At 67.2% G+C, this 16,274-nt stretch carries 14 protein-coding genes; 7 read left to right on the forward strand and 7 right to left on the reverse strand.

Annotated elements, in window-relative coordinates; all coding sequences use genetic code 11:
- Nucleotides 1-57: 57 nt before the first annotated feature.
- Nucleotides 58-1,185, reverse strand: coding sequence for an NAD(P)-dependent alcohol dehydrogenase (locus AB9O74_RS11030; RefSeq protein ID WP_369349329.1), 1,128 nt, complete (start codon nucleotides 1,183-1,185; stop codon nucleotides 58-60).
- Between the two features lie 14 nt (nucleotides 1,186-1,199).
- A complete protein-coding gene (locus AB9O74_RS11035; protein WP_369349330.1) occupies nucleotides 1,200-2,663 on the reverse strand; it encodes a benzaldehyde dehydrogenase in 1,464 nt (487 codons plus the stop codon).
- Nucleotides 2,664-2,875: 212 nt separating this feature from the next.
- Here AB9O74_RS11035 and AB9O74_RS11040 point away from each other — a divergent pair, with 212 nt between their 5' ends.
- Nucleotides 2,876-3,454 carry a DUF1415 domain-containing protein gene (locus tag AB9O74_RS11040; protein WP_176988135.1) on the forward strand — a complete coding sequence of 193 codons (579 nt, stop codon included), beginning with the start codon at nucleotides 2,876-2,878 and terminating at the stop codon, nucleotides 3,452-3,454.
- Entirely contained in the window at nucleotides 3,445-4,245 is an 801-nt protein-coding gene (locus tag AB9O74_RS11045) for an SDR family oxidoreductase (RefSeq protein ID WP_369349331.1), read from the forward strand. The genes AB9O74_RS11040 and AB9O74_RS11045 overlap by 10 nt, the downstream gene beginning before the upstream one ends.
- A 91-nt stretch (nucleotides 4,246-4,336) precedes the next feature.
- Here AB9O74_RS11045 and AB9O74_RS11050 read toward each other — a convergent pair whose 3' ends face one another.
- Together AB9O74_RS11050 and AB9O74_RS11055 are read right to left on the reverse strand one after the other, a co-directional pair.
- Complete coding sequence (locus tag AB9O74_RS11050) at nucleotides 4,337-6,370, reverse strand: M3 family metallopeptidase (protein WP_369349332.1); 2,034 nt, start codon at nucleotides 6,368-6,370, stop codon at nucleotides 4,337-4,339.
- Nucleotides 6,371-6,488: 118 nt separating this feature from the next.
- Complete coding sequence (locus AB9O74_RS11055) at nucleotides 6,489-7,601, reverse strand: PLP-dependent cysteine synthase family protein (protein WP_176988132.1); 1,113 nt, start codon at nucleotides 7,599-7,601, stop codon at nucleotides 6,489-6,491.
- A gap of 109 nt (nucleotides 7,602-7,710) precedes the next feature.
- On the opposite strand from AB9O74_RS11055, the gene gloA reads away from it, so the two are divergent.
- Complete coding sequence (gloA, locus tag AB9O74_RS11060; RefSeq protein WP_369349333.1) at nucleotides 7,711-8,238, forward strand: lactoylglutathione lyase; 528 nt, start codon at nucleotides 7,711-7,713, stop codon at nucleotides 8,236-8,238.
- A 52-nt stretch (nucleotides 8,239-8,290) separates the two neighbouring features.
- Here the strand turns inward: gloA and AB9O74_RS11065 are convergent, their stop codons facing one another.
- Nucleotides 8,291-8,653, reverse strand: a complete 363-nt coding sequence (locus AB9O74_RS11065; RefSeq protein WP_369349334.1) for a hypothetical protein — start codon at nucleotides 8,651-8,653, stop codon at nucleotides 8,291-8,293.
- Between the two features lie 182 nt (nucleotides 8,654-8,835).
- Between AB9O74_RS11065 and AB9O74_RS11070 the strand changes: the two genes are divergently transcribed.
- The 3 genes from AB9O74_RS11070 (at nucleotide 8,836) to AB9O74_RS11080 (ending at nucleotide 12,114) form a co-directional block, all read left to right on the forward strand.
- Nucleotides 8,836-9,270, forward strand: a complete 435-nt coding sequence (locus AB9O74_RS11070) for a VOC family protein (protein ID WP_369349335.1) — start codon at nucleotides 8,836-8,838, stop codon at nucleotides 9,268-9,270.
- A 74-nt stretch (nucleotides 9,271-9,344) separates the two neighbouring features.
- Nucleotides 9,345-10,664, forward strand: a complete 1,320-nt coding sequence (locus AB9O74_RS11075; protein WP_369349336.1) for a putative DNA modification/repair radical SAM protein — start codon at nucleotides 9,345-9,347, stop codon at nucleotides 10,662-10,664.
- A gap of 1 nt (nucleotide 10,665) precedes the next feature.
- Nucleotides 10,666-12,114 (forward strand): UdgX family uracil-DNA binding protein, encoded by a 1,449-nt coding sequence (locus AB9O74_RS11080; RefSeq protein ID WP_369349337.1) that lies wholly within the window; start codon nucleotides 10,666-10,668, stop codon nucleotides 12,112-12,114.
- A gap of 59 nt (nucleotides 12,115-12,173) precedes the next feature.
- Here AB9O74_RS11080 and AB9O74_RS11085 read toward each other — a convergent pair whose 3' ends face one another.
- Entirely contained in the window at nucleotides 12,174-12,605 is a 432-nt protein-coding gene (locus AB9O74_RS11085) for a CBS domain-containing protein (protein ID WP_176988126.1), read from the reverse strand.
- 329 nt (nucleotides 12,606-12,934) lie between these two features.
- Nucleotides 12,935-14,776, reverse strand: coding sequence for a glutamine--fructose-6-phosphate transaminase (isomerizing) (gene glmS, locus AB9O74_RS11090; RefSeq protein WP_346489320.1), 1,842 nt, complete (start codon nucleotides 14,774-14,776; stop codon nucleotides 12,935-12,937).
- A gap of 203 nt (nucleotides 14,777-14,979) precedes the next feature.
- Between glmS and AB9O74_RS11095 the strand changes: the two genes are divergently transcribed.
- Nucleotides 14,980-16,245 (forward strand): efflux RND transporter periplasmic adaptor subunit, encoded by a 1,266-nt coding sequence (locus tag AB9O74_RS11095; RefSeq protein ID WP_176988124.1) that lies wholly within the window; start codon nucleotides 14,980-14,982, stop codon nucleotides 16,243-16,245.
- Nucleotides 16,246-16,274 lie beyond the last annotated feature (29 nt).

Below are 16,274 nucleotides of genomic sequence, written 5' to 3' on the forward strand. Positions count from 1 at the left end.
CTCCCGCAAAGCTGACTGATACGTCGTCGCAGGCACGCATGTCCGCGACGGACCGTTTCACCCGCCGATGGTCAGGATCGGCTTGAGGGTGACACCGCGGGTGCTGTCCTCGGCGGCCTGGTTGATCTGGTCCAGCGGGTAGAACTTCACCAGCTTGTCGAACGGGAAGCGGCCCTGCTGGTACAGCTGCACCAGCTGCGGGATGAATACCTTGGGCACGCTGTCGCCTTCCACGATGCCGCGGATGCTGCGTCCGCCGAGCAGCAGGTTGTTGACGTCGAACTCGGCCTTGGTCCCCAGCTTCGGGGCGCCGACCACACCGATCACACCCAGCCCGCCAAGCGCTTCGATGCCCTGTGCCAACACCTCCGGACGCCCCGTGGATTCCAGTGCGAAGTTGGCGCCGCCGCCGGTGATCCCGCGCACCGCGTCGACCACATCGACCTCGCGGCTGTTGATCACATGCGTGGCCCCCAGTTCCATGGCCAGTTCCAGGCGCGAAGGCACCACGTCGATGGCGATGATGGTGGTCGCACCAGCCACGCGCGCGGCCATCACCGCACTCAGGCCGACCGCGCCCGCACCGAAGCTGGCGAAGCTGCTGCCGGCGGTCACCTTGAGCGAATTGATCACCGCACCGGCGCCGGTCTGGATGCCGCAACCGAGTGGGCCGAGCAGTTCGATCGGCGCATCGTCGGGCACTTTGATCGCGTTGTTCTCGCGGCTCAGTGCGTAGGTGGCGAACGAGGACTGCGCGAAGAAGTGATCGTGCAGCGGGTTGCCGTCCGGGTCCTGGATCGCGGTGGAGCCGTCCAGCGCACCGCCACCGAAGTTGAGCCCGAAGAAGTCCTTGCAGTACGCGCCGTGGCCGACGCTGCACGGATTGCAGTGGCCGCAGGCGCCGTAGGTCAGCACGACGTGGTCGCCCACCTTGAGGTCTTTCACACCCGGGCCGAGCGCTTCCACGATACCCGCGCCTTCGTGGCCGAGCACCGCCGGCAGCGGCACGGGGTAGTACTGGTCACGCACGATCAGGTCGGTATGGCACAGGCCGGTGGCGACCACGCGGACCAGGACTTCATCGTCCTGCGGACCACGGATGCGCGCCTTCTCGATCGTGAAGGGCTGTTCTTTTTCGCGCACCACGGCCACGGTGATGTCGCGCAGTTCTGCTGTTGCGGTCATGAGGGTCTCCTGGTTCAGATCGGATAGGCGGGCGCTTCGCCCTTGACGGTCATCCACTGCCACTGGGTGAACTCGTCGATGTTGGACGGGCCACCGATGCTGGTGCCGTTGCCCGAGGCGCCGACGCCACCGAACGGATTGATCACCTCATCGTTCACGGTCTGGTCGTTGATGTGCAGCAGGCCGGTGCGCAGTCGTTCGCCGAGCTTCAGTGCGCGGCCGACATTGCTGGACACGATCGCCATCGACAGGCCGTACTCGCTGTCATTGGCCAGCTCGACCGCCTCATCATCGGTATCGAACGGCACCACCACCGCGACCGGCGCGAAGATTTCTTCGTGGAAGGCCGGGTTGTCGCGGCTCACATCGCTGAGCACGGTCGGCTCGAAGAACAGATCCTTGTAGCCACCCCCGGTCGCGAGCGTGGCACCGGCGGCCTGCGCCTCGGCGACGATGCGCGCGGCGTGGTCGCGCTGCTGGGCGTTGATCAGCGGCCCGATCGCCACCTCGCCATCGGCCGGATTGCCGACCTTGAGCGACTTCGCCTTGGCCACCAGCTTCTCCAGGAAGCGGGCATGGATGCTGCGCTGGACCAATACTCGGCCGGTCGCCATGCAGATCTGGCCCTGGTGCAGGTAGACACCCCACGCCGTGTTGGCGATGGCCAGATCCATGTCCGCGTCATCGAGCACGATCAGCGAGTTCTTGCCGCCCAGTTCCAGCGACACTTTCTTGAGGTGCTTGCCGGCCGCTTCGCCGACCTTGCGCCCGGCGCCGGTGGAGCCGGTGAACTGGATCATCGCGATGTTCGGGTCGCTGGTCAGCGCCGCACCGGCCGCGCCATCACCGGGCAGCACGTGCAGCAGGCCGGCCGGCAACCCGGCCAGTTCGAACAGGCGCGCGATCACGAAGCCACCGCACACGGCGGTACGCGGATCCGGCTTGAGCACCACCGCGTTGCCCAGCGCCAGCGCCGGGGCGACCGCACGCATGGCCAGGTACAGCGGGAAGTTGAAGGGCGCGATCACCCCGACCACGCCGAGCGGACGGCGACGCGCCAGGTTCAACCGGCCCGGTTCGGAGGGCAGCACTTCGCCGATGCTGCGCGAGGGCAGTGCCGCCGCTTCATGCAGCGCCTTGGTATTCACCTTGGCCTCGAAGCCCGCCTTGAGCTGGGTTGAGCCACTTTCGCGGACCAGCCACTGCACGATCTCATCGTTGTGTTCTTCGGCCAGCTGCGCGGCGCGGCGAAGGATCTGCGCGCGGGTGTCATACGGGGCGCTGGCCCAGTCGCGCTGCGCCTTGGCGGCGGTGGCGGCGGCGCGCGCGATCTGCGCCGGGTCGGCCATCGCGATCTCGCCCAGGCGTTCACCGGTGGCCGGTTCGACCACGTCCTGGGTGCCTGCACCCGAGGTCCACTGGCCATCGAAGAGCTTGCCGGACCAGGTGGCCGTCGGCAGGAATGCATGTGTTGCCATCGCGGATAACTCCTTGCGTCGTGTACCCGGCCATTGGATACCTGCGGCGGCCCACTGCCTATTGGCCAGTGGCTGGCGCTCTGCAAGTGCTTGCCGGATAAGGATTTATCAGCATGACGGGTGTCCAGTTAATGGACAGTGGAAGCGTGCGTACACCGGCACCCACACGCCGCGCCGTACAATCAACAGCCCAGCCAGCGACACCGCCCGCCATGAACGATGCGTCCCTCACCGCCACCCACGACCCGATCGCCGAGACCCGGAAATGGCTGGAGCAGATCGTCATCGGCCTGAACCTGTGCCCGTTCGCCAAAGCGGTGTACGTGAAGGAGCAGGTGCGGTTCGTGCTCAGCGATGCCACCACCCCCGAAGCACTGGTCGAAGAACTGGCCGAAGAGCTGATCCTGCTGCGCGATACCCCGGCCGAGCAGATCGACACCACGCTGATCGTGCACCCGGACGTGCTGACCGATTTCCTGGACTACAACGATTTCCTCGACAACGCCGATGCGGCGATCGAAGCACTGGATCTGCAGGGCATCCTGCAGGTGGCCAGCTTCCATCCGCAGTACCAGTTCGCCGGCGCGGCGCCGGATGACGTGAGCAACTACACCAACCGCGCGCCCTACCCGACCCTGCACCTGCTGCGCGAAGACAGCGTCGAGCGTGCGGTCGCCGCGTTCCCGGATCCGGACGTGATCGTGGAGCGCAACATCGAAACGCTGGACAAGCTCGGCATCGAAGGCTGGACGCGCCTGCTGGGCCGCAACGACATGCCGCCGTGTCACTGACGCCGCCGATCCTCGACTGGCCGGCACAGCCGCTGCGCGACCGCGTGGTGGTGATCACCGGCGGTGCACAGGGGGTCGGCCGCGGCATCGCGCAGTCCGTGCTCGGCGCCGGCGGCAGCGTGATGATCGCCGATCTGGATGCCGATGCCGGCAAGGCCTGCCTGAAGGAATGGGCGCTGCCCGAACGCGCGGCGTTCCAGCGCGCGGACGTGGCCAGCGAGCGCAGCGTGCAGGCGTTGATGAAGGCCACGCTCAAGCGCTTTGGCCGCATCGACGGTCTGGTCAACAATGCCGGCATCGCCAGCGCACATGGCACGCCGTTGGCGGACATGCCGGTGGCTGAGTGGCAACGCCGCCTCTCCAGCCTGCACGGCGCCTTCCTGTGCAGCAAGCACGCGCTGCCGGCCCTGCGCGAACACACGGGCGCGATCGTCAACATCGCCTCGACGCGCGCGTGGCAGTCCGAACCGGACAGTGAAGCCTATGCCGCCGCCAAGGGCGGGCTGGTCGCCTTCACCCATGCGCTCGCGTTGAGCGAAGGGCCGGCGGTGCGGGTCAACAGCATCAGCCCCGGCTGGATCACCACCGATGCCTGGCAGGCACCGTCACGCCGGCGCACGCCCAAGCTCTCGCGCCGCGATCATGCGCAGCATCCGGTCGGCCGTGTCGGCCAGCCGCCGGACATCGGCGCGCTGGCCGTCTTCCTGCTCTCGGATCTGGCCGGCTTCATCACCGGCCAGGACCACATCGTCGATGGCGGCATGACCCGGAAGATGATCTACGCGGAGTGAGTCACGTGCCACTCCAGGCACGTAATCTCCACGCAACGTAGTGCCGGCCGCTGGCCGGCTCCCCGTATTGCATGGCACCACGCCCCCTGTATTACGCCATCCCGTTATGGCGCAGCAGCGCATCCACGGTCGGCGCGCGACCGCGGAACGCAGCGAAGTTTTCCGCCGCACTACGGCTGCCGCCACGCGCCAGCACTTCATCGCGGAACCGCTGGCCGGTTTCGGTCACCTTGTCCGGGGCTTCCTCGAACGCGGCATAGGCATCGGCGCTGAGCACTTCGGCCCATTTGTAGCTGTAATAGCCGGCCGCATAGCCACCGGCAAAAATGTGGCTGAACTGATTGGGGAAGCGATTCCAGGCGGGGGGGCGGTTGACCGCCACTTCATCGCGCACGCGCTCCAGCAACGCCTGCACGCTGTCCTGGGTCGGATCGAAATCGCTGTGCAGCTGCATGTCGAACAGGGCGAATTCCAGCTGGCGCACGGTGAACATGCCGCTCTGGAAATTGCGCGCGGCCAGCATGCGGTCGAACAGCGCGCGAGGCAGCGGCTCGCCGGTGCCCACGTGGGCGGTCATCGCCTGCACGCGCTCCCATTCCCAGCAGAAGTTCTCCATGAACTGGCTCGGCAGCTCCACCGCGTCCCACTCCACGCCATTGATGCCGGCCACGCCGAGTTCGCCGATGCGGGTCAGCAACTGGTGCAGGCCATGGCCCATTTCATGGAACAGCGTGGTCACATCGCTGTGGCTGAAGGTCGCCGGTTGTCCCGCGGCGCCCTTGCCGAAATTGCAGACCAGGTACACCAGCGGCGTCTGCACACCGGCGGCGGTATCGCGGCGGTTGCGGCAATCGTCCATCCACGCGCCGCCGCGCTTGCCTTCGCGTGCGTACAGATCCAGATAGAACTGGCCGACCAGCGCACCCTGTGCGTCGACCAGGCGGAAGAAGCGCACATCCGGGTGCCAGACTGGCGCGTCGTCCGGCTGGACCTCCAGGCCATACAGACTGCGGATCACGCTGAAGAGGCCGTCCAGCACCTTCGGCTCGGTGAAGTACTGCTTCACCTCCTGCTCGGAATAGCTGTAACGCGCCTGCTTCAGTTTCTCCGCGGCGAATGCCAGGTCCCAGGCCTCCAGCGCGGGCATGCCCAGTTCGTCGCGGGCAAACGCGTCCAGCTCGGCGCGGTCGCGCTGTGCGTACGGCTTGGCACGCGCGGCCAGATCGCGCAGGAAACCCAACACCTGCGGCGCATCCTCGGCCATCTTGGTCGCGATCGAATACTCGGCGTAGTTGGCGAAGCCCAGCAGCGTGGCCAGCTCCGTACGCAGCGCCAGCACGCGATCGATGTTGCCGCTGTTGTCCAGCGCGGCATCGCCGAACTCGGAGGCACGGATCGCGTTGGCGCGGTACAGCGCTTCACGCAGCGGGCGATGCTCCGCATACGTCTGCACCGGCAGGTAGCACGGCATCTGCAGGGTCAGTTTCCAGCCAGGCAGGTCGTCCTTCTCCGCCGCGGCACGGGCGGCAGCGATCACGTCGTCCGGCAGGCCGGCCAGCTCGGCCGGGTCTTCCACGTGCAGCGACCAGGCATCGGTGGCGTCCAGCACATTCTGCGAGAACGTCGCCGACAGCGCGGACAGTTCCTCGCGGATCGCGCTGTAGCGCGCCTTGCCGGCGCCATCGAGTTCAGCACCGCCCAGGCGGAAATCGCGCAGCGCGTTCTCCAGCACCTTGCGGCGTGCCGGATCGTACTGCGCCGCTTCCGGCGCGGCGGCCAGGGCGCGGTACTGCTGGTAGAGCGCCAGGTTCTGGCCCAGCGCGCTGCCGAAGCGGGTCACCTTGGGCAGGTTGGCGTTGTAGGCCTCGCGCAGCGCCGGGGTATTCACCACGGCCTGCAGGTGGCCGACCTGGCCCCACGCGCGCCACAGGCGCTCGGTGGCATCGTCGAGCGGGTCGGCGAAGCTCGCCCAGGTCACCGGGGTGACGGTCTCGGCGGTCTTCACCGCCGCCTCGGCCTCGGCGAGCAGCGCGTCGATCGCCGGGGCGATGTGCTCAGGCCGGATCGCATCGAAGCGCGGCAGGCCGGAAAAATCGAGCAGCGGGTTGGTGGGGGTCACAGGCATCTCCAGACAACGGGGCCGCCGCAGCGGCATCACCCCACGATATGGCATTGCCCCCCACCCCGCACAAGGCCCCGGCGTGCGCCGATGGGCCAGGTTCACGCCAGATCCGGCGCCCCGCTCAGTACAACGCTTCCAGCGAGACGCAGGGCAGCACCGGCAGCCCCTGCCCGGCCACGGCAGCGGCGAGCAGCGCATCGGCGCCCTCCACGTCGATGCCCTGCTTCGGGTACCACTCGGGGTTGTAATAGCTGTGCGCGTAGCGCTCGCCGCTGTCGCACAGGATGGTCACGATCGAGCCGCTGCGGCCGGCATCGCGCATCAGCTGCGCGGCCTGCAGCACGCCGATGAAATTGGTCCCGGTGGAGCCGCCCACGCGGCGGCCCAGCTGGCGGCTGACGTGGCGCATCGCCGCCAGGCTCAGCGCATCGGGCACCTTGACCATCGCATCGACGCTGGTCGGGATGAAACTGGACTCCACCCGCGGCCGACCGATGCCTTCCACCCGCGAGCCGCCACTGCAGGTCAGCTCGCGCCAGGGCTGCCCGGCCAGCGCGGCGCAGTAGCCGTCATAGAACACCGAGACCTCCGGGTCCGCGCACAGGATGCGGGTGTCATGCCGGCGGTAGCTCACGTAGCGGCCGAGCGTCGCCGCGGTGCCGCCGGTGCCCGGGCTGCACACGATCCACTCGGGCACCGGATGCGGCTCCTCGGCCATCTGCTTGAAGATCGATTCCGCGATGTTGTTGTTCGCGCGCCAGTCGGTGGCACGCTCGGCATAGGTGAACTGGTCCATGAAGTGGCCGCCGGTTTCGCGGGCCAGCGTTTCCGAATCGCAGTTCAGGTCGCAGGCACGCTCGACCAGATGGCAACGGCCGCCATGGAACTCGATCGCCGCGATCTTCTCCGGCGAGGTCGTTGCCGGCATCACCGCGATGAACGGCAGGCCCAGCAGGCGGGCGAAATACGCCTCGGACACGGCGGTGGAGCCGCTGGAGGCTTCGATCACCGGACGTCCTTCGCGCAGCCAGCCGTTGGTCAGCGCATACAGGAACAGCGAGCGCGCCAGGCGATGCTTCAGGCTGCCGGTGGGATGGCTGGACTCGTCCTTGAAGTACAGGTCGATGCCCTCGAACCCCGGCAGGTCCATCGGAATCAGGTGGGTATCGGCCGAACGGTTGAAGTCGGCTTCGATCTTGCGGATGGCGGCGGCCACCCATTCACGCTGGGACATGGTGAACGCTGCTCAGGGAGACACACCATTCTACCCGCCACCCCGCCCAGCCGGGACCGCTAAAATGGCCTGTCCGCCGCGCCGATGCGGCCCCGCCCCAGGATCCCCCATGAGCCTTGCCGCGTTCCAGAACCAACCGGGTGTCGCCGCCCAGGTGCCCGCCGAAACCACCGGCTTCGTGTTCAACCACACCATGCTGCGCGTCAAGGACGCCGCCGCATCGCTGGACTTCTACACCCGCGTGCTCGGCTTCCGCCTGATCGACCAGCGCGATTTTCCCGAGGCCGAATTCAGCCTGTACTTCCTGGCCCTGCTGCCGGCCGGCACGCAGATCCCCGAGGGCGACGATGCGCGCCGCGTCTGGATGGCCGGCATCCCCGGCGTGCTCGAGCTGACCCACAACCATGGCACCGAGAACCAGGACGGCCCGGTCTACCACGACGGCAATACCGACCCGCGCGGCTTCGGCCACATCTGTGTCTCCGTGCCGGACATCCAGGCCGCCTGCAAGCGCTTCGACGCCCTGCAGGTGCCCTACCAGAAGCGCCTGGAAGACGGCCGCATGAAGCACCTGGCGTTCATCAAGGATCCGGACGGCTACTGGGTGGAGATCATCTCCAATACCCCGATCGCCTGATCCCGCCTCTCCACGACGCGCCGGCCCCGCCGGCGCGTTGTCGAGGCTAGGGCTAGGGCTGGACCTGGAACTCGAAGGCCGCATGGAACGGCGCCTTCGGCGGCACGAACAACGTTTTCCCAGCGAACCCCGCATCAACGCAGCGCGCAACCGCCTCCTCGCCTTCGCGCCATGTCCGCACCACCTTGCCCTGCGCATCCAGCTGCAGCACCACGGTGAAGGGCGCCAGCGCCTGCGGCGCGGGCGTGGGCATGCAGCGCGTGAAGCTGGCCCCGCCGACCCGGCTCATGCTGTCCAGCATCTCCGCATACGCCGCCGGTGCCAGGCTGGCTTCATCGCGTTGCGCCAGCGCCCGCACCTGTTCATAGCCCGCGTCGCCTGCGACCGCCTGGGCCATCATCACCATCCACAGCATCGTGCCTCCTCCGCCTGCGCGTTCATGACGCCAGCGCGCAGCGTAGGTCAGCGTGCGGGCCGGCGGAAGGGCCGTGGCCGACAGACCGCTGCGCGTAGTCAGCAAGGTCGACACCGCCGCGATGCGTCGCGCTGCGTCCAGTGGTATATCTGCGCCCCGTCCCACCACCCAACGGAGCCGGTATGGAAACGATGGAACTGCACCGCGGCCGCCTGATCGATCACCTGCAACTGGTGGTCAGGAATCTCGCCGCCAGCCGCCGCTTTTACCAGGCCGTGTTCGACACGATCGGCATTCCGATCGCCGGCGAAGGCGACACCTACTTCTGGGCCGACGAACTGTTCATCTCCACGCCGGACAGCGACGCGGCGCTGGGCCAGCTCACCGGTCGCCACCACCTCGCCTTCCAGGCGCGCGACCGCGCCACCGTCGAGGCCTTCCACCAGGCGGCGCTGGCCAACGGTGGCAAGGACAACGGCGCTCCGGGCGAGCGTCCTTACCATCCGGGCTACTACGCGGCGTTCGCGCTGGATCCGGATGGCAACAACATCGAAGTGGTGTTCCATGGGCCGGCCACCTACAGCGCGGACTCGGTGAAAGTGACCTTCGAAGGCTGAGTCGGAACCTGAATTCTTCAGGGACTATCTGATGCGTCTCACTGGATGAGATCGTGCCTCGGTACGGTCTTTCCATGGAGACGATCCGCAAACTGGCCATCCTTGCCGATGCCGCGAAGTACGACGCGTCCTGCGCCTCCAGTGGCGCGGGCAAGCGCGATTCGCGTGCATCCGGCGGCATCGGCAGTACCGAGGGGATGGGAATCTGCCACAGCTACACGCCCGATGGGCGGTGCGTGTCGCTGCTCAAGATCCTGCTGACCAACTTCTGCATCTACGACTGCGCGTACTGCGTCAACCGCGTATCGAGCAACGTGCAGCGGGCGCGCTTCAGCGTGGAGGAAGTGGTCGCGCTGACGATGGACTTCTACAAGCGCAACTACATCGAGGGGCTGTTCCTCTCCAGCGGGATCATCCGCAATGCCGACTACACCATGGAGCAGATGGTGGAGATCGCGCGCGTGCTGCGCGAAGAACGCCGGTTCAGCGGCTACATCCACCTCAAGACCATTCCGGAAGCCTCCCCGGAACTTCTTGCGCTTGCCGGACGCCATGCCGATCGGCTGTCGATCAACATCGAGCTGCCGACCGAGGCCGGGCTGGCCAGTTTCGCGCCGGAAAAATCCCTGCCGTCGATCCGCGGCGCGATGGGCGAGCTCCGCTGGCGCATCGAGGAAGCCAAGGAAGCGCGCACGTCCCATCCGGACCCTGACGCGCCATCATCCTCGGCAGCCGCCGCAGCGTCCCCCGCGCCGGCCCTGCGCGGCCGCCGGGCCCGCGCCCCCCGCTTCGCGCCGGCCGGGCAGAGCACCCAGATGATCGTGGGGGCCGACGGTGCCAGCGACAAGCAGATCCTCAGCGCGGCCGACAATCTGTACGGCAACTATCGGATGCGCCGCGTCTACTACTCCGCCTTCAGCCCCATCCCCGATGCGAGCAAGGCGCTGCCCCTGCAGGCGCCCCCGCTGGCACGCGAGCACCGCCTCTACCAGGCCGACTGGCTGCTGCGCTTCTACGGGTACGGCGTGGAGGAAATCACCGATACCACCCAGGGCGGCATGCTGGACCTGGACATCGACCCAAAGATGGCCTGGGCGATCCGCCACCCCGAGCGCTTCCCGGTGGATCTCAACATCGCGCCCAAGGAGCTGCTGCTGCGCGTGCCCGGGCTCGGCGTGCGCAACGTCAAGCGCGTGCTGATGGCGCGGCGGCATGGACGCCTGCGTGTGGCCGATGTGGCCCGCCTGCGTGCGCCGATGAGCAAGCTGCTGCCGTTCGTGCAGCTGGCCGACCATCATCCGCGGCGTGCACTGGATGACCCGGCGGCACTACGTGCCCGACTGGCACCACCGCCGCGACAGGGCGCGTTGTTCCCCGACGCGGCCGCCCACTGACATGTCGCGCTGGAGTGTGCGGGTCGACCCGGCATGGTCGCTGGAAGCGTGGCGCACCGCCGCGCGCCTGGCCCTGCGCCACGCGGTCGCGCCGGATCAACTGGACTGGTTGCCTGGCAGCGAGACGTCGCTGCTGGATGCGCCATCGTTGACCTCGGTGGAGGACAGCGCGCCACAGGCCGAGCCGCAGGTCCATGTCCCCAAGAGCTTTGTCGAGCTGGCTGCCATCTGCCTGTGCCATCGCGATCCGCAGCGGATGTCACTGCTCTATCGCATGCTGTGGCGCATCACCCATGGCGAACGCAGCCTGCTGTCCAATCCCGCCGATGCCGACGTGCTTCGCGCCATGGCCTTGAGCCAGGCGGTACGCCGCGACACGCACAAGATGAAGGCCTTCGTGCGCTTCCGGGAGGTGCCCGGCGAACAGGATGCGTTCATTGCCTGGTTCGAACCGGATCACCAGATCGTCGACCGCGTCGCACCGTTTTTCGCGCGACGATTCGCCGGCATGCGCTGGGCGATCCTGACGCCGTACCGCAGCGTGCACTGGGATGGGCAGCAGCTGTCGTTCGGCACGGGCGGCCGCCAAAGCGATGCACCGATGGAAGACGCACGCGAAGCATTGTGGCGCACCTACTACGCCAACATCTTCAATCCAGCCAGGCTCAACACGCGCATGATGCAGCAGGAGATTCCCGCCAGATACTGGAAGCACCTGCCCGAAGCCTCGTTGCTGCCACAGCTGGTGCGTGATGCCGGTGACCGGGTGCAGGAGATGCACGACCGTGAAGCGCAGGCCCCGCGGCGGCGCATTCCCCAGGCCATCGCGGCACCGGAGCCCGCCGCAGAGACGACGCCTGCCACGCTCGACGCGCTGCGCGAGGCCGCCGCGGCGTGCCGCCGCTGTCCGCTGTGGGAACCGGCCACGCAGACGGTGTTCGGTGAAGGTCCACCGAATGCATCGATCATGCTGGTCGGCGAACAACCCGGGGACAGCGAGGACCTCAGCGGCCATCCGTTCGTCGGCCCCGCCGGGCAGCTGCTGGATCGTGCGCTGCGCGAACTCGGCATCGAGCGCAGCGCGCTCTACCTGACCAATGCGGTCAAGCACTTCCGTTTCGAGCGGCGCGGCAAGCGGCGCATCCACAGTAAGCCGCAGATGACCCACATCAACGCGTGTCGGCCCTGGCTGATGGGCGAGATAGAGAACGTGCGACCGCAGGTGATCGTCTGCCTGGGGGCGAGCGCGGCCACGGCCGTGTTCGGGGCCGGCTTCAATCTGATGAAGAACCACGGGCGCTGGCACGTACTGGACGATGGCACGCGGGCGTTTGCCACGGTACATCCGTCGTGGGTACTGCGGCAGACCGGCGATGCGGCGCGCGACGAGGCCTATCGGCTGCTGAAGGACGACCTCCAGCACCTGGTCGAGGTCCAACGTACACGTTGACCTCGCATGGGGTTGCCGGCCGATGGCCGGCAATGCCCGTCAACGCAGATCGGGCAGCGTCAGTGCGCCGCCATGTAGATGTCCTGCAGGACCGCCTTCTCCAGCTCCAGCTCGCTGAGCAGATTCTTCACGATATCGCCCAGGCTCAGGATGCCGACCAGCGTGGCGCCTTCGGTCACCATCAGATGACGATGGCGGGAGTACGTCATCAGCGCCATCGCCTGCTTGAGGCTCGCGTCGGGGCCGATGCCTTCCAGCCCTGCCGACGGCAGCGTGGAGATGACCCGCCTGCCCGCCTGGGGACCATCTTCCGCAAGGCTGCGCACGATGTCCTTCTCGGACACGATACGCACCGGTGCATCGTCTTTCATCACCACGAGGGCGGCGATCTTGTGCGCGCTCATCTTGTGGGCCGCGGCACCGATGGTGTCTTCCACATCGATGGTGACGATGGCTTCTTTCTTGGATTGCAGGAGTTCGCGGACGTTCATTCTTGTTTCCTGTTACAGGTTACTGAAGTCGAGAGATGCGCCTGGTTGCAGCGAGGTCGGTGGCATCGCCACGCGGTCCTCGGTCATTCGATTCTACGTCCGCACCCCGGCCCAGGAGTTTGCAAATCTGGGACGGTTCGTCGTGGAAGCGGGGGACGACCCTGAGAATGGCACCGCCAGTAAAACCGTCGCTGAATGCCGCCGCAGGGCACGACTAAAGTTCCAGTGCCGGCGGCCGCGTAGAGCCACCCCATGGGTGGCGCACAAAAAAGGGTGGCCCCGCAGGGCCACCCTCGATACGCATCAGCGCCGCCTTGGCGGCGGACGCATCACTCCACCGTCACGCTCTTGGCCAGGTTGCGCGGCTTGTCCACGTCTGTCCCGCGGGCCAGCGCGGTGTGGTAGGCCAACAGCTGCACCGGAATCGTATGCACGATCGGGCTCAGCACGCCGGCATGGCGCGGCGTGCGGATCACATGCACGCCTTCGGACTCGACGAAGTTGCTGTCCTGGTCGGCGAACACGAACAGCTCACCGCCGCGGGCACGCACTTCCTGCATGTTGGATTTGACCTTTTCCAGCAGGCTGTCGTTCGGGGCGATCACCACCACCGGCATCTCTTCATCCACCAACGCCAGCGGGCCATGCTTGAGCTCGCCGGCGGGATAGGCCTCGGCGTGGATGTACGAGATTTCCTTGAGCTTGAGCGCGCCTTCCAGCGCGATCGGGTAATGCAGCCCACGGCCCAGGAACAACGCGCTGTTCCTGCGCGCGAAGCGCTCGGCCCACGCGGCGATCTGCGGCTCCATGTTCAGCGCATGCTGCACGCTGCCCGGCAGGAAGCGCAGCTGCTCCAGGTAGTCCGCTTCCTGCGCGGCATCGATGCGGCCGTGCAGCTTGCCCAGCACCACGGTGAGCTGGAACAGCGCGGCCAGCTGGGTGGTGAAGGCCTTGGTCGAGGCAACGCCGATCTCGGCACCGGCACGGGTATAGCAGACCAGTTCACTGGCACGCGGGATCGCGCTCTCGGGCACGTTGCAGATCGAGAGCGTATGCAGGTGGCCGAGCGACTTGGCGTACTTGAGCGCCTCCATCGTATCCAGCGTTTCGCCGGACTGGGAGATGGTGACGATCAGGTGCTTGGGATTCGCATAGGCCGCGCGATAGCGGTATTCGCTGGCGATCTCGACACTGCACGGCAGCCCGGCGATCGCTTCGATCCAGTAGCGCGCGGTCAGCCCGGCGTAATAGCTGGTACCGCAGGCAAGAATCTGCACGCCTTCGATATCCGACAGCACGGCCTCGGCATTCTTGCCGAACAACGTGGCCGGGAAACCGCCGGCATCGATCGCCGCTTCGATGGTGTCGCCCAGCGCGCGCGGCTGCTCGTGGATTTCCTTCTGCATGAAGTGGCGGTACGGGCCCAGCTCCAGCGAGGCCAGCGATACATCGGACAGGTGCACGTCGCGCACGATCGGCTGGTTGTGCTCGTCATACACCTGCACGCCATCACGGCGGATATCGGCCGTGTCGCCCTCTTCCAGGAAGATCACCGTGCGGGTGGCCTGGAGGATCGCCGAGACGTCGGAAGCGACGAAGTTCTCGCCCTCGCCGACGCCGATCAGCAGCGGGCAGCCCATGCGCGCGCACACGAAGTGATCCGGCTCGGCACGGCTCATCACCGCCAGCGCGTAGGCACCGGTCAGCTCCTTGACCGTGCGCTGCAGCGCCGACAGCAGGCTGTCGCCTGCCTTCAGATGATGGTGCATCAGATGCGCGATCACTTCGGTGTCGGTCTGCGACTCGAAGACGTAGCCCAGCGCGCGCAGCTTCTCGCGCTGTTCTTCATGGTTCTCGATGATGCCGTTGTGGACCAGCGCGACGCCGTGGCTGATGTGCGGGTGCGCATTGGCCTCGGTCACGCCACCATGGGTCGCCCAGCGGGTGTGGCCGATGCCCAGCAGCGACTGGAAGCCTTCGCTCGCGGCGGCCTTCTCCATCTCGGCCACGCGGCCGGTGCGGCGCACGCGGCGGACATCGGGTGCGGCGGCAGAGGCGTCGATCACGGCAATGCCGGAGGAGTCGTAGCCCCGGTATTCCAGCCGCTTCAATCCTTCGATGAGTACCGGTACCACGTCGCGATGGGCGATCGCTCCCACAATGCCGCACATAGATTCAGATCCCTGCTGGTAAGCCCCGCATTCTAGCGCGGCGGCCCCGGACGCTTGGGCGCTGTCCGCTTAACGAAAGTGTCCGGCCCGGTGTCCGCGGACACACGGACACGCGACCGATTTCGCAAGCCCTTGTTTTCAAAGGGTGAAAACTTGGCACGGAGTCTGCTTGGTACTTCGTAACCCAACCGCGAACGAGCCCGATGATCCGCGACACTTCCGCCCAGGACCAGACCCTTTCCTCGCATGCCGCGCCCGCCCCGTGGAAGCGCTGGCTGTGGCCGGCGGTCGCCGCGCTGGTCGTGCTGCTGGCGATCGGCTTCGCCGCCCGTGCCTGGCTCGGGGCCAGCCGCTCCTTCGACAGCGCCCGCGTCCGCATCGCCGAGGTCACCCGCGGCGACATGGTCCGCGACATCGCCGCGGACGGTCGCGTGATCGCGGCCAACAACCCGGTGCTGTATGCGATCTCCGCCGGCAACGTGAACCTGAAGGTGGTGGCCGGTGACGTGGTCAAGCAGGGCCAGGAACTGGCCGTGATCGACAGCCCCGAACTGCGCAGCAAGCTGGCCCAGGAACAGGCCACCCTGGCCGGCCTGCAGGCCGAGGCCAGCCGCGCCACCCTGGATGCGACCCTGGCGCGCGCCACGGCCCAGAAGGATACCGACCAGGCGGTGATCGAACGCCAGGCGGCCGTGCGCGATCTGGAGCGCTACAAGCGTGGCTTCGATGGGGGCGCGGTGCCGCAGGTCGATGTCGCCAAGGCCGAAGACACGGTCAAGAAGAGCGACATCCAGCTCGAGCATGCCCGCAAGGATGCCATGCTCAAGGCCCAGGGCGCCGACCTCGATGCGCGCAACAAGCGCCTGCTCGCCGACCGCCAGCGTGCGGTGGTGACCGAGGTCGAGCGCCAGGTCGACGCCCTCACGCTGCGTGCGCCGTTCGATGGCCAGGTCGGCCAGGTGCAGGCGACCCAGCACACCAATGTGGTCGCCAATGCGCCGATCCTGGGCGTGGTCGACCTGTCGCGCTTCGAGATCGAGATCAAGGTGCCGGAAAGCTTCGCCCGGGAGCTGACGATCGGCATGCCTGCGCAGCTGACCGGCGGCAGCGGCCAGTTCGCCGGCGAGATTTCCGCCGTCTCCCCGGAAGTGGTCGCCGGCGAGGTCAATGCCCGCATCCGTTTCGCCGACAAGCAGCCGCAGGGCCTGCGCCAGAGCCAGCGGATGCAGGCCCGCGTGCTGCTCGATACCCGCCGCAACGCACTCAAGATCGAGCGCGGCCCGTTCGTCGAACAGGGCAACGGCTACGCCTACGTCATGGAGGGCAGCCATGCCATCCGCCGCCCGGTCAAGCTCGGCGTGAGCAGCCTGGGTGAAGTGGAAATCCTTTCCGGCCTGCAGCCCGGCGACCGCGTCGTGGTCTCCGGCAGCGATCTGTTCGGCGATGCCGAGCGCGTGTCCGTCAACTGAATCATTCCCTTTCGATCCTCTCGACTTTC

Source organism: Stenotrophomonas sp. JAG2 (genome assembly GCF_041080745.1).
Classification (GTDB): Bacteria; Pseudomonadota; Gammaproteobacteria; order Xanthomonadales; family Xanthomonadaceae; genus Stenotrophomonas; species Stenotrophomonas maltophilia_AA.

Excerpts from the sequence above, each read along its gene's own strand:
- AB9O74_RS11030 (WP_369349329.1), bottom strand. The coding sequence starts at position 1,185 with ATGACCGCAACAGCAGAACTGCGCGACATCACCGTGGCCGTGGTGCGC.
- AB9O74_RS11035 (WP_369349330.1), bottom strand. The coding sequence starts at position 2,663 with ATGGCAACACATGCATTCCTGCCGACGGCCACCTGGTCCGGCAAGCTC.
- AB9O74_RS11040 (WP_176988135.1), top strand. The coding sequence starts at position 2,876 with ATGAACGATGCGTCCCTCACCGCCACCCACGACCCGATCGCCGAGACC.
- AB9O74_RS11050 (WP_369349332.1), bottom strand. The coding sequence starts at position 6,370 with ATGCCTGTGACCCCCACCAACCCGCTGCTCGATTTTTCCGGCCTGCCG.
- AB9O74_RS11055 (WP_176988132.1), bottom strand. The coding sequence starts at position 7,601 with ATGTCCCAGCGTGAATGGGTGGCCGCCGCCATCCGCAAGATCGAAGCC.
- gloA (WP_369349333.1), top strand. The coding sequence starts at position 7,711 with ATGAGCCTTGCCGCGTTCCAGAACCAACCGGGTGTCGCCGCCCAGGTG.
- AB9O74_RS11065 (WP_369349334.1), bottom strand. The coding sequence starts at position 8,653 with ATGCTGTGGATGGTGATGATGGCCCAGGCGGTCGCAGGCGACGCGGGC.
- AB9O74_RS11070 (WP_369349335.1), top strand. The coding sequence starts at position 8,836 with ATGGAAACGATGGAACTGCACCGCGGCCGCCTGATCGATCACCTGCAA.
- AB9O74_RS11075 (WP_369349336.1), top strand. The coding sequence starts at position 9,345 with ATGGAGACGATCCGCAAACTGGCCATCCTTGCCGATGCCGCGAAGTAC.
- AB9O74_RS11080 (WP_369349337.1), top strand. The coding sequence starts at position 10,666 with ATGTCGCGCTGGAGTGTGCGGGTCGACCCGGCATGGTCGCTGGAAGCG.
- AB9O74_RS11085 (WP_176988126.1), bottom strand. The coding sequence starts at position 12,605 with ATGAACGTCCGCGAACTCCTGCAATCCAAGAAAGAAGCCATCGTCACC.
- glmS (WP_346489320.1), bottom strand. The coding sequence starts at position 14,776 with ATGTGCGGCATTGTGGGAGCGATCGCCCATCGCGACGTGGTACCGGTA.
- AB9O74_RS11095 (WP_176988124.1), top strand. The coding sequence starts at position 14,980 with ATGATCCGCGACACTTCCGCCCAGGACCAGACCCTTTCCTCGCATGCC.